Source organism: Vibrio sp. La 4.2.2 (assembly GCF_027586995.1).
GTDB classification, from domain to species: Bacteria; Pseudomonadota; Gammaproteobacteria; order Enterobacterales; family Vibrionaceae; genus Vibrio; species Vibrio mediterranei.
On the sequence record NZ_JAPPTJ010000013.1, the window covers coordinates 48,651 to 61,193 of the forward strand.

The following is a 12,543-nucleotide window of genomic DNA, read 5'->3' on the forward strand; positions in this document are numbered from 1 at the left end:
TCACAGCATTTAGCAGCAATTTACTGGTCTAATCACCTCTTGTCTGTCAGAAAAATTGCAACACAGAGCACATTTTGACGTCACCTTGATAAATCCTGATACAAAAAAACCGCCCGAAAAGCGGGCGGTTTGTTGATTAAGTGTCAAATAAGTTAAGCAAGTTCGGCTTTTTCTGCAATCAGCTTATCTACGACGCTTGGATCTGCCAAGGTCGAGGTATCACCAAGGTTGCTAGTATCACCAGTCGCAATTTTGCGTAGGATACGGCGCATGATTTTACCTGAACGAGTCTTAGGTAACGAGTCAGTCCAATGAAGTACATCTGGTGTAGCGATTGGGCCAATCTCTTTTCTCACCCAATCTTTCACTTCTTTATGCAGCTCTGCCGATGGGAATTCACCGTCATTAAGAGTGATATAAGCGTAAATTGCCTGACCTTTAATATCGTGTGGGATACCAACAATGGCCGCTTCAGCAATTTTATCGAAGGCAACCAAGGCGGATTCAATTTCGGCGGTTCCCATACGGTGGCCTGAGACGTTCAGCACATCATCAACACGACCAGTAATCCAGTAATAGCCATCTTCGTCGCGACGAGCACCATCACCAGTAAAGTACATGCCTTTAAATGTAGAGAAGTAAGTTTGCTCAAAGCGGTCATGGTCACCATAAACCGTGCGCATCTGACCTGGCCATGAATCTAGAATGACAAGGTTACCTTCGGTAGCACCGTCAATAACATTGCCCATGTTGTCTACCAGAGCAGGTTGAACACCAAAGAATGGACGTGTTGCCGAGCCAGGTTTCAGTTCAGTTGCTCCTGGCAATGGGGTAATAAGAATGCCACCCGTCTCAGTCTGCCACCATGTGTCGACGATTGGTGATTTCTCATTGCCGATGGTCTTGTAATACCATTCCCAAGCTTCTGGGTTGATAGGTTCACCAACCGAGCCCATGATGCGCAGACTATCGCGAGTCGTGCCTTTGACAGCTTCATCTCCTTTAGCCATTAATGCGCGGATTGCTGTTGGGGCGGTATAAAGAATATTAACCTGATGCTTATCAACCACTTCGCTCATACGACTTGTGTCAGGATAGTTTGGGACACCTTCGAATAGAATCGTTTTAGCCCCGTTTGCCAGTGGTCCATAAACCAAATAAGTATGGCCAGTGATCCAACCTACATCAGCGGTACACCAGAAGGTTTCACCTGGTTGATAATCGAAAACGTATTTAAAGGTCATGGTGGCGTACACGAGATAACCACCAGTAGTATGAAGTACACCTTTTGGCTTACCAGTAGAGCCAGAGGTGTACAGAATAAACAGCGGATCTTCCGCTTTCATCTCTTCTGGAGGACAAACGTCAGAAGCTTGTGCTGTCGCTTCATGCCACCAAACGTCGCGGTGCTCGTGCCATTCGACATCGCCTCCGGTGCGTTTTAGCACCATCACTTTGCTAATGGTTTTTACATCTGGATTGGTCAGTGCTTCATCGACATTTTTCTTAAGTGGAACTGCACGTCCACCACGTACTCCTTCGTCTGCCGTAATAACGACCTTGGCATCGGAGTCGATAATGCGTCCAGAGAGTGCTTCAGGCGAGAAACCACCGAATACCACCGTATGAACTGCACCAATACGAGTACAAGCTAACATAGCGATGGCGGCTTCTGGCACCATTGGCATATAGAGGCAGACGACATCGCCTTTGTGAACTCCTTGAGCTTTTAATGCATTAGAGAACTTACACACTTCTTTATGAAGCTCGTTGAAAGTTAGAGTCTTGTCATCTTCTGGGTTGTCGCCTTCCCAAATAATGGCAACCTCATCACCTTTATCCGCTAAGTGACGATCGATACAGTTGGCAGATACGTTCAGGGTGCCATCTTCAAACCAACGAATATCAACGTGTCCAGTGTCGAATGAGGTTTGCTTTACTTTGGTAAATGGCTTAATCCAATCAACGATTTTTCCATGCTCACCCCAGAAGGCTTCAGGATCGCTGACGGATTGTTGGTACATGGATAGGTAAGTGTCGTCATCCGCGTGAGTGCTTGTTTTAATATTTTCTTTTACCGGATAAACATGAACTTCACTCATTGCTTCTCTCCTTGTGAATTGAGCTTTTTTGACTAGGGCTGAACTAGATCGTGTATTAACTCTCGGCTAGATTGCGGTATTCAGCAATTAGACTTTAGGCTTAGTATAGGAAAGACAAACAAAATTAATGACTTACAATCCTGTGTTAATGAGAGCTAAGTCGCATTCTGACCGATTAGCATAATTAGCTCTGTGGGCGAAAGGGTGGAAGTGAGCCTCGAGTCAGCTTGAGATAGACCATGGCGGCGGCTTTAGCGTCTTCCAATGCATCATGTTTGTGATAATTAGGAATCTGCAAATGTCGACAGATTGCCTCCAAACTTAGATCGAAGTAACCATTGGGAAGCAGCTTGAGTAGTTTGTCATTGTAGATCTGACTAACTTCAATGAGCTCATTGGGTAGGGGGAACCCTAGGTGTTTTTTAGCTGCGCGATCAAGAATCTTCTTATCATAACGGATGTGATAGCCTACCAAAGGTCGATTACCAATAAAGTTCAGCAGTGCTGACATCGCTTGTTTTTCGCTAATGCCGTGTTTGAGCTCATCGTGAGTAATATGGTGAATCTTCACCGAGTCTTCTCCTAGAGATTTGGGTGCAGATAAACGCACTTCAAATGGGTCACTAGTGATTATCCGGTTATCAATAATTTTAGTTGCGGCGATGGTGACAATCTCTGCCACACTTGGGTCTAAGCTTGTCGTCTCACAATCCAAGGACACATACTCATTGTGTTTGGGGCGAGCAAACAAGTGCCGATGTGGCGAGTGCCGCAAATGATAGCGCCAATAAACTCTTGAGATAATATTCATGGTACTGCCTTGCTCCGCTGAAATTAGTGACGTATTTGGTAGTGATACCCCAGCCACTGTTTAAATTTTTTCACGACATGGAACCCATGTCGTAGTAAGTCTCGCTCTGGTCTCTCTAAATCATTAAGTTGAATGGCATTGCTAATATCGTGATGAGACAACTGCTGCTGCAGTCTGAGTTTAAAGAAATGCTTGAGCGCTTCGGCCAAGTTTTCTGCGGTGGAGGTTTCCAATACTCGCTTACTGACCAGTTGTTCGATGCGATCAAAGGTGTTGGTTTCGTTGATACCATACTCAAGACTGATGGCGCGCACCCCATGAACTATTGGGAAGATACCGCCTTGTTTAAGATCCACACCTTGTTTTGATGATTTAACATTACCAAACAGAGTCAGAGGCACTGCAAAGTTGAGGGCTGGACGAGTGAATTCGGTAAGGATTGCTTCTTGACCTTCCATCTGTTGTTGCAAGTGTTGCTTAACTGGTGTTAACAATTCAGCGTTTCCTGCGACAGCTCTGGCGTCGGCCAGAATCGCGATTTCCATGACACTTTCACTGCTAGCGCTACTCACGAGTTGTTCTATGCGCTGTTTCCATTCGCTGGTGGTGTTGACCCAATGAGCATTGCTGACCATCACATTGCCAGGGCAAAGTGGGTAACCTAGCCTGGCTAGTGTATGGTTTAACTCCTTGAGCGCGCTGTCTTTATTAGGCCAATCAATACCATCTTCTAAGATAAGCGCGTTATCTTGGTCAGTTTTTAGAATCTGTTCTCCACGACCTTCTGAGCCCATGACGATAAGACAGCAGTGACCGTGCATCGCAGGTGGCAGAATAAGCTCAAACGCGCGCTCAATGATTTGCTCGTTGATAGCAGAAACCAGTTCCATCATAAATCGAGTTCGGATTCCGTTAGTCACGAGACTATCTACCAGTTGCTGCTGTCGATTAGATGCTAACGCCAACTCATCAACATTGTTGGCTCTGGCGATACTGAGTGACAGCACATGCGAGTGTGTAGAGAAAGCACTGAGGATTTGAGTCATATCGAGCATGCCCACCGCTTTCTTCCCTTCGCATACCATTAGTCGCTTTACCCGTTGTCGAGTCATAGTCACCATGGCATTGAAAAGGAACTCTTCTTTGTCGACTTGGTGGACTGGAAAAGTAGCAATCTCACTGATTGGAGTGGTATTAGGTAGGTTTTCTAGCACGACGGCATGGAGCATATTGGTGCGAGTGACTATGCCGTAAGGCAGGGTATTAGGGTGGCGCTGCTGCGTGTCAGTATCCAGATTCAGTTCAATTAATGCGGCGTCGACACCATGATTGAGCAACTGCTTAGTAACGTCAGTAATGGTTAAGTCTGGCCCTAGAATTAAAGGAGGGTGGTAGATGTCTTCGTCGACTTTGGTCAATATGAACTCAGCAAGGTTTTGTTGCTTCTGTGCTTCTTCTATCAACTGCTGACGGGTAGCCAAACTGGTATCAAAGTAGGCCGCAAACTGCCCGTTACTATGATAAAGAGATAAGAATACCTCTTTAGGTAACAAGTAAACTAAGGTGTCCTCTAAAGCGACATAATTGTGTTTCACGCTATCGCCCAGTAATGCACGGACGTCGAAGAGATCATCATAGGTATAGTGGGCAAATACTTCTTGGTTGTGTTCATCGCGCTCTTCGACAGAGCCTTTAATAATAATATGTAAACTGTCGCTGGGTGACCCGGCACGCAGCATGACGTCCTTATCTCGAAAGTACGCGACATCTAAGGCTGTTCTTAGCTGATTTTGTTGCTGTTCGGTGAGTCTGTCGAAAGGAGGTGACGACATATTGAATTTATCAGGCATAAAAACGAGCTCCGTAACCGTGGCTATGCTGATAGTCTGGCAAAATTAACGACAAGCTCCAGACGACTTTAGTCGAATGTTGGCCACGTAATATTTAAGGCATTTTGATATGGGGAAATTCATTTCTATAAACAATTCCCTTTTTTGCAAACGTTTCGCATTGCATAATGGGCGCGATCTTATTCAGAGCGTCTCTTTGCTCTCTTTCCTGTCGTTGTTTTAGGTTGCTGCTATGTTGAGTCCATCCCCATTCGCTTGGGTATCCCAATATTTATTTGGTTTCTTTTTTGCCTACGGTGTTTATCTGCCTTTTTGGGCGTTATGGTTTGAAGATCAAGGGGTATCTGCAGCAGATGTCGGTATGTTGATGGGATTAGGCTTTGCGACTCGCTGCGTTGCAAACCTATTGATTACCCCACGAATTCACAAAGCAGAAAGTCTGTTACCAGCACTACGCTGGGCAACGTTAGCGTGCACCATTTTTGTCGCTGCTCACCTAGCAGCAGGCCCAAGTTTTATGATGCTAGCCTTGGTCACAGTTCTGTTTAACCTCAGCTTTGGCCCGGTTGTGCCTTTATCCGATGCGATGGCTAACCACTATGCGAACCGCAGTATGTTGGATTATGGCCGTACCCGACTTTGGGGCTCTATTGCCTTTATAGCGGGTTCTTCAGTGGTGGGTTATTTAGCCTCACAGTTTGGCGCGAATATGATTGTTTACACCGCGATTGCGGGTTTCGTGTTCTCGATGCTGTTGGTGATGCGTAGTCCAGCGACTATGCCAGTTTCTCAACATGAAGATGATGCGGTTAGGCCAAAGCTGACATTACTGTTAAAAGATTGGTCGGTGATACGCTTTTTGGTGCTTATTGCGCTTATTCAGGGAAGCCATGCGGCTTATTACAGCTTTAGCTCTATTTATTGGAAGGAAGCAGGGCACCCAGAAAGCCTAATCGGCTATTTGTGGAGCCTAGGTGTGGTATCGGAAGTGCTATTGTTCGCTTTCAGTAAGAAATGGTTTGCAGGATGGTCGCTACGCACTCTGTTTGTTATTTCTTCTGTGGGTGTCATGGTTCGTTGGGGTTTGACGGCTTCAACGACCGCCGTTGGGGCACTTGTCGTTATCCAGTTACTGCATGGTGTGACGTTCGCAATCGCTCATATTGCTGCCATTCAATATATCCAAAAGTCTGATGCTAACAAGATGGTGGCATTGCAGGCCCTGTATAACGCCATCCCATTAGGTGCATTTATTGCGTTGATGATGGCCGTCAGTGGCTGGGGCTACGAATTGTGGGGAGCCAACGTTTTCTGGGGGATGGCGGCGATGGGCTTCTTCGCACTGTTTATTAAAGTTGAGCCGAAAAACAAAGGTGTGCGAGATATCAACGAAAATTCTCAGCCTGAGCCACAGAATTGAGGCTGAACATTTGTGAAAATTAGTGATAGCCCTTTAAATAATAGTTAAGGAATTTAAAGGGATATCACAACATGCAAGGATGGGTAGTCGTCCCCGTTTCACTGGCGTATTTGGGGATTTTGTTTCTTATTGCGTGGTATGGAGACAGACAAAAGAAATGGTTGTCTAACTGGCGACCTTGGGTGTACAGCCTATCTATTGCTGTGTATTGTACTTCGTGGACCTTTTACGGAACCGTTGGTCAAGCCAGCTCCAATCCTTGGGCATTTCTACCCATTTATATCGCCCCCATTATCGTCTTCACATTAGGCTGGCGTGTTATTGCTCGCCTTATTTTGATAGCAAAGCGCGAACACATTACTTCAATCGCGGATTTTATTGCCGCACGATATGGCAAGTCTCAAGGCTTAGCGGTAGTGGTGACGCTGATTGCGGTAGCCGGCATCTTGCCTTACATAGCATTACAGCTTCGCGGTATTACGATGGGATTGGATGTCGTCGCACCGAATCTAGCGGATGAACTGGGATATCAAGATAATCATATTTCGTGGTTTGTTGTTGGTGCGCTAGCAATTTTCACCATGCTGTTCGGCACTCGCCATATCGATAATACCGAGCACCATCGCGGCATGATGATGGCTGTTGCTTTTGAATCAATTATCAAATTGGTAGCATTCCTCGTTGTTGGCTTTTTCATTCTTTACTTGGCATGGCAACGCCCAGATATCCATCTTGGTGAACTGGCATCGAATACCTATCAATCCCCTAATATTCCTACCTTGCTAATTCATACCGGCCTGACCATGATGGCGATCGTGTGTCTGCCGCGTCAGTTCCACACGATTGTAGTGGAGAATGAGCGCGCCCAAGATTTACATACTGCAAGGTGGTTGTTCCCCGCGTATTTGGTCCTGATGGGGATATTTGTGTTACCAATTGCTTGGGTAGGACAAGGCTTATTGATGGGAACATCTCCAGATACCTTTGTCATCAGTATTCCTAAGTTTGCAGAGGCGAACAATATCGCCTTATTGGCATTTTTAGGAGGCACATCAGCCGCCAGTGGTATGGTGATTGTGTCTACCATTGCATTGGCGATTATGGTGTCGAATGATCTGGTGATGCCATTGTTACTGCGCCGAATTAAACTGGCGCACCGCTCACACCGTCATTTATCCGGTCTGCTGCTTATTATTCGTAGAGCACTCATTTGCTTGCTGTTGTTTGGCGCTTGGGCGTTTTATCAGGCGCTGGACACAATACATTCGCTATCGGCGATTGGTTTTTTGTCATTTTCGGCTATTACCCAGTTTGCACCTGCTTTGATAGGGGGGATGTATTGGCGTCTCGGTAATCGAAAAGGGGTGTATGTCGGACTGTTTGTTGGATTCGCAATTTGGCTGATCACCCTGATGAGTGAAACTGGGCTTTTAGCTGGCGATGCGACCAATAACCTACTTTTACGAGTGATTACGCCACCTGACATTCTCTCATCTCTACATATTGAAAGCTCTGACTGGGGCATGCTAATTAGCGTCGTGTTGAATGCTATTTGCTTTGTAGTAATTTCACTGGCCACTCGTTCAAGCCTAACAGAAAGACTGCAATCGGCTTCGTTTGTTGGTACGCCTCTTCCTGAAAGTGAGAATCTCAGCTTATACCAAAGCCGAGTCACAGTGGCTGAACTGGAGATGCTCGCTTCTCGGTTTGTTGGCAGAACAAGAGTCAGAAGTGCATTTCGACAGTTCTGGAAGCAGCAGGAAAAGCAGCCTTTACCCAATCAGCAAGCTTCTGCAGAGCTAATTCGTCATACAGAACGTGTTTTAGCCGGGGTGTTTGGCGCGTCATCGGCCAAACTGGTGCTAACGTCGGCCTTGCAGGGACGAAATATGCAGCTTGAGGAAGTGGCGACCATTGTTGATGAAGCGTCGGAGCTTTATCACTTTAGTCGCGGCTTGTTGCAAGGGGCAATTGAACATATTGGACAAGGCATAGCAGTAGTAGACAAACAGCTTAGGTTGGTGGCGTGGAATCGTCGATACCTCGAGCTATTCAGCTTTCCTGCTGGTTTAATCCAAGTTGGCAGACCCATTGCTGATGTCATTCGTCACAATGCACAACAAGGTTTATGTGGGCCAGGTGATCCTAATGAGCATGTTCGCAAACGCATCCATTATCTAGAGCAAGGCTCTCCTCATACGTCGTCTCGAGTGCGTCCCGATGGTAGCGTGATCGAAGTTCAAGGTAACCCTATGCCCGGCGGCGGCTTTGTTATGAGCTTTACTGACATTACGGTATTTAGAGAAGCGGAAAGTGCCCTACGTGATGCGAATGAACGGCTTGAAGAGCGGGTGATTGAACGAACGCAAGAGCTCGAACAGCTCAACAAACGATTGGTGTTTGCCACCAAAAAGTCGGAATCAGAATCGCAATCAAAAATGCGTTTTCTAGCTGCGGTGAGCCATGACTTAATGCAGCCGCTAAATGCAGCTCGTTTATTTGCCTCTTCTTTATCGGAGGCAAGCAAGGATGATGAAACACGCCAACTCTCTTCTCATATCGAGAGTGCATTGGGAGCCGCAGAGGAGTTGATTGGCGATTTGCTGGATATTTCACGCCTTGAATCTGGGAAGTTGCAGACTAACGTGCGCGGGTTTCAACTGTCGGAAGTCTTTAACAACCTGAAAGCGGAATTTAGTGCTATCTCTATTGGTCAACAGATCGATTTCTCGGTCGTCTCTTCCTCGCTCATCGTAAAGTCTGATCCAAAATTGCTGCGCCGCGTGTTACAGAACTTCCTCACTAATGCGTTTCGTTATAACCCAGAAGGTAAGGTGCTGTTAGGTGCAAGAAGAGTTAACGGGCGAGTAAGAATTGATGTCTGGGATGATGGCATTGGTATTCCTGAAGACAAGCAAAAAGAGATTTTTAATGAGTTTACTCGGGTAGATCAAGCACGCGCGGATCAAGGCCTTGGGTTAGGGCTTGCGATATCACGTGGTATTGCAAGAGTGCTTAATCACCAGATATCGATGCGCTCGTGGCCGGATAGAGGAAGCGTCTTCTCGATAACTCTGGATGTGGCGACTGAAGTGGCTCCTGCTGCCGACAAAGCCAAATTGGCGCCAGATGCGGGGCTAAGTCATCTCAAAGTGCTATGCGTGGATAACGAACCCGACATTTTAGTCGGGATGCAAACCTTACTAGCTCGGTGGGGTTGTGATGTTCGTACCGCATTGGATCTGGTTGCTAGTCTTAAGCACTTAGAAGAGGGGTGGGAGCCTGATGTCATTCTATCGGATTACCGGTTAGACAATGGACGTACTGGGCTGGAAGTGCTTCAACAGTTTAGGTTACGTATCGGTGATTCATTTAATGGCGTTATTATTAGTGCCGATAGAACAGACTCAATGCTTGAAGGCATTAAGTCGAATGGATTCAAGTTTATTGCTAAACCTGTCAAACCATTAAAGTTGAGGGCTATATTAAGTCAATAAAATGTCAGAGAAAATGTAATTGTTATGGTTATGTTTTCTCTTTTTCTATGTCTTTACTAAATATGTTGTTGTCTTTACCTTCGTTGACAGACTCTTTACAAATGACTCGGTAATCTAGACACCACTCACAGAGAGTCAGCCAACAATAAAAAGGTGAATACATGAAAAAACTACTAACCATCACATCATTAGTTTTAGTTTCTGGAAGTGTGTTCGCAGGAAGCGACTTAGGCAATACGGAAATTAGAACATCAGCTTTCGACTCGAAGCAACAAGCTTATGAAGCTGGGTACGACCTAGTTAAAGACCTAAAAGCAATGCCACATGGCGAACTTGCTCACGAGTTAAAACTCAATGGCCATGATACGGGATTTAATAGTATTGAACTAAATGACACAGAAATTGTGGTTCAGGAATTTGCGGAAAAACAAGGTGTTATTAAATACCGTGCTATTGTTGACGTAAATTATCAATATGACGCGAAAGATAGTTAATATCACGACGGTCTTTATATATCGAGATGCGTTAATCTGAATTGGTTATCTGACCGTAGAAATAGCAGCAAACTATTTTGCTAATGATAATACACATCATTTTACGTTGTATTGTCACTACTGTTGGGTTGCTTAACTTTTAGTAAGTATGCACCGTAAGTAAGTTGGAGTCCGTTGAAGTACTTGGCTTAACACCAACATATTTGTATGTACGGTGAGGGGATATCCCCAAAAGGAAACAATGAGGTGAAATCATGAAAAAACTAGCATTTATTACAGCATCATTAGTTATGTCTACTGCCGCTATGGCAACTACTACGAGCTTGGTAGGTGATGCCGATTTCCGTACAGAAGGTTTTAACACTAAAGAGCAAGCGTATGAAGCTGGCTTCAAAATGGTAAACGATTTGAAATCTACCCCTTCTACCGATTTAGTGTATAAGCTTCGTGTCAACGAAAATGACCTTCTGCGTAATTCTATTGAGGTCCAAGATGCTCAAGTTACTGTCGAGGAGTTTGCTGAGAATAGCGGCAACGTCATGTATCGTGCGGTGATCGATGTCGATTACTCTTATAAAGAGCGCTCATAAGTTCGGCGTTAAAAAAGAAAGCCACCGCAATTGCGGTGGCTTTTTAGTTTTAGCGTTGTAGCGCTATATTAGTGGTCGTGTGCTGCGCCCGCACCTTTCGGATAGCGGATTGACTCAACCATATCTTGTACTTCTTTTGGCACTTCAGCGGTGAACTTGTTAACGATGATAGAAACCGTGAAGTTCAAACACATACCTAGAGTACCGATACCTTCTGGGCTGATTCCGAATAACCAGTTATCAGGTGTATTTGCTGCTGGGTTTACAAACTTGAAGTAGATGATGTAAGCCGCAGTGAACAAGATACCTGAAAGCATACCTGCGATCGCACCTTCTTTATTCATCTTCTTATAGAAGATACCTAGGATAATCGCAGGGAAGAAGGAAGCCGCTGCTAAGCCGAAGGCGAATGCTACTACCTGAGCTACGAACCCTGGTGGGTTGATACCTAGGTAACCTGCACCTATTACTGCGAGTGCGGCGCCTATCCGGGCATACATCAATTCTTGCTTATCGGTCATGTCGGGCTTAAACCCTTTCTTGAGCAAGTCGTGCGAGACGGCCGTTGAGATAACAAGCAGTAGACCTGCTGCGGTAGAAAGTGCGGCGGCAAGACCACCAGCAGCCAGCAATGCCACTACCCAGTTTGGTAATTGAGCAAGCTCTGGAGAAGCTAATACGATGATGTCACGGTTAATCTTCATCTCATTGCGTTCGTCGCCTGAGTAGAACATTCTGCCGTCACCGTTCTTATCTTCCCAACCTACTAGACCAGTGCTTTCCCAGTTTTTGTACCAGCTTGGTGCTTCAGCTGCTGCGACACCTTTCATGTCTGGACCGTTGATCGTGTCAATCATGTTAACGCGAGCGAAGGCTGCTACTGCAGGCGCAGTGGTATAAAGTAGCGAGATAAAGACAAGTGCCCAACCTGCTGAGATACGTGCATCTTTTACGCGAGGTACTGTGAAAAAGCGAATAATAACGTGAGGTAGACCCGCAGTACCGACCATTAGAGCTGCACAGATAAAGAAGACGTCGACCATACTCTTCGAGCCATCAGTATAGGCGGTAAAGCCAAGCTCTTGAGTCAAGCCATCAAGTTTATCAAGTAAGTAGGTTTCAGAGCCCGAGATAGTTGAGCCAAAGCCCACTTGTGGGAAGACTGAGCCTGTCATCATGAGTGAAGTAAACACGGCTGGTACTAAGAATGCAAAGATTAACACACAGTATTGCGCCACCTGAGTATACGTGATGCCTTTCATCCCACCCATTACCGCGTAGAAGAAGACGATCGCCATACCGATAACGATACCAAGGTTAATATCTACCTCTAGGAATCGAGAGAATACAACACCAACGCCACGCATCTGTCCAGCCACGTAAGTGAAAGAAACGAAAATTGCGCAGAATACTGCTACCATACGTGCCGTTTTAGAGTAGTAACGATCACCGATAAAGTCAGGCACGGTAAATTTGCCGAACTTACGTAGGTATGGTGCTAGACATAGAGCAAGTAGAACATAACCACCTGTCCAACCCATTAGATACACCGCACCATCGTAACCGATGAATGAGATAATACCTGCCATTGAGATAAATGATGCTGCCGACATCCAGTCAGCTGCCGTAGCCATACCGTTCGCTACAGGGTGAACACCACCGCCAGCGACATAAAATTCACTTGTTGAACCTGCGCGTGCCCAAATCGCGATACCGATATAGAGCGCGAAGGTAATACCAACAAGAATAAACGTCCAAGTTTGAATATCCATTAGTGTG

General features: G+C 45.7%; 8 protein-coding genes. 4 read left to right on the top strand and 4 right to left on the bottom strand.

All coding sequences use genetic code 11. The features are described 5' to 3' along the window. Positions 1–152 precede the first annotated feature (152 nt). The 3 genes from acs to OH456_RS22415 all read right to left on the bottom strand — a co-directional run bounded on the left by acs (position 153) and on the right by OH456_RS22415 (position 4,763). Positions 153–2,102, bottom strand: coding sequence for an acetate--CoA ligase (acs, locus tag OH456_RS22405; protein WP_198557243.1), 1,950 nt, complete (start codon positions 2,100–2,102; stop codon positions 153–155). Between the two features lie 184 nt (positions 2,103–2,286). Beyond that, positions 2,287–2,913, bottom strand: coding sequence for a 3'-5' exonuclease (locus tag OH456_RS22410; RefSeq protein WP_171390018.1), 627 nt, complete (start codon positions 2,911–2,913; stop codon positions 2,287–2,289). A gap of 23 nt (positions 2,914–2,936) precedes the next feature. After that, a complete protein-coding gene (locus OH456_RS22415) occupies positions 2,937–4,763 on the bottom strand; it encodes a putative nucleotidyltransferase substrate binding domain-containing protein (RefSeq protein WP_124940525.1) in 1,827 nt (608 codons plus the stop codon). A gap of 232 nt (positions 4,764–4,995) precedes the next feature. On the opposite strand from OH456_RS22415, the gene OH456_RS22420 reads away from it, so the two are divergent. The 4 genes from OH456_RS22420 to OH456_RS22435 all read left to right on the top strand — a co-directional run bounded on the left by OH456_RS22420 (position 4,996) and on the right by OH456_RS22435 (position 10,764). Beyond that, positions 4,996–6,183 carry a 3-phenylpropionate MFS transporter gene (locus OH456_RS22420; RefSeq protein ID WP_006073437.1) on the top strand — a complete coding sequence of 396 codons (1,188 nt, stop codon included), beginning with the start codon at positions 4,996–4,998 and terminating at the stop codon, positions 6,181–6,183. Positions 6,184–6,254: 71 nt separating this feature from the next. Continuing rightward, on the top strand, positions 6,255–9,680 hold the full coding sequence (locus OH456_RS22425; RefSeq protein WP_124940526.1) for a hybrid sensor histidine kinase/response regulator: 3,426 nt from the start codon (positions 6,255–6,257) through the stop codon (positions 9,678–9,680). A 161-nt stretch (positions 9,681–9,841) separates the two neighbouring features. Then, entirely contained in the window at positions 9,842–10,174 is a 333-nt protein-coding gene (locus OH456_RS22430) for a DUF3316 domain-containing protein (protein ID WP_031493355.1), read from the top strand. A gap of 254 nt (positions 10,175–10,428) precedes the next feature. Continuing rightward, positions 10,429–10,764, top strand: a complete 336-nt coding sequence (locus tag OH456_RS22435; protein ID WP_031493356.1) for a DUF3316 domain-containing protein — start codon at positions 10,429–10,431, stop codon at positions 10,762–10,764. A 68-nt stretch (positions 10,765–10,832) separates the two neighbouring features. Here OH456_RS22435 and OH456_RS22440 read toward each other — a convergent pair whose 3' ends face one another. Continuing rightward, positions 10,833–12,536, bottom strand: a complete 1,704-nt coding sequence (locus tag OH456_RS22440; RefSeq protein WP_006075414.1) for a sodium:solute symporter family protein — start codon at positions 12,534–12,536, stop codon at positions 10,833–10,835. Positions 12,537–12,543 lie beyond the last annotated feature (7 nt).

Bases quoted from the DNA above. Each gene is read 5' to 3' on its own strand.
- acs (WP_198557243.1), bottom strand. From the start codon at position 2,102: ATGAGTGAAGTTCATGTTTATCCGGTAAAAGAAAATATTAAAACAAGC.
- OH456_RS22410 (WP_171390018.1), bottom strand. From the start codon at position 2,913: ATGAATATTATCTCAAGAGTTTATTGGCGCTATCATTTGCGGCACTCG.
- OH456_RS22415 (WP_124940525.1), bottom strand. From the start codon at position 4,763: ATGCCTGATAAATTCAATATGTCGTCACCTCCTTTCGACAGACTCACC.
- OH456_RS22420 (WP_006073437.1), top strand. From the start codon at position 4,996: ATGTTGAGTCCATCCCCATTCGCTTGGGTATCCCAATATTTATTTGGT.
- OH456_RS22425 (WP_124940526.1), top strand. From the start codon at position 6,255: ATGCAAGGATGGGTAGTCGTCCCCGTTTCACTGGCGTATTTGGGGATT.
- OH456_RS22430 (WP_031493355.1), top strand. From the start codon at position 9,842: ATGAAAAAACTACTAACCATCACATCATTAGTTTTAGTTTCTGGAAGT.
- OH456_RS22435 (WP_031493356.1), top strand. From the start codon at position 10,429: ATGAAAAAACTAGCATTTATTACAGCATCATTAGTTATGTCTACTGCC.
- OH456_RS22440 (WP_006075414.1), bottom strand. From the start codon at position 12,536: ATGGATATTCAAACTTGGACGTTTATTCTTGTTGGTATTACCTTCGCG.